Below are 262 nucleotides of genomic sequence, written 5' to 3' on the forward strand. Positions count from 1 at the left end.
CCGGCAGGTCCTCGCCCGCCATCTCGGCGATCAGGCGCCCCCACAGCCCCGCGCAAACGACGACCTTGTCGGTCTCGATGTAGCCGCGGCTCGTGTGTACGCCCTTGATGCGGCCGTTCTCGATCTCGAGGCCGGTGCAGGGTGTGTTGGGAAAAGTCTCCAGCTTGCCGGTCTTCTCGGCCGCCTGGACCATCTCGCCCGCGACGGTCTGCGAGCGCGGGGTCACGAGGCCCGCGTCCGGGTCCCAGAGCGCCCCCTGGAT

1 protein-coding gene is annotated in these 262 nt (G+C 69.8%); it reads right to left on the reverse strand.

The window, feature by feature from the left end; genetic code table 11:
* Positions 1-262 (reverse strand): NAD(P)/FAD-dependent oxidoreductase (locus R0J92_RS23935; protein WP_411053513.1); only part of this gene is annotated, 262 nt, incomplete at both ends.

The organism is Tritonibacter sp. SIMBA_163 (assembly GCF_046535935.1).
Classification (GTDB): domain Bacteria; phylum Pseudomonadota; class Alphaproteobacteria; order Rhodobacterales; family Rhodobacteraceae; genus Epibacterium; species Epibacterium scottomollicae.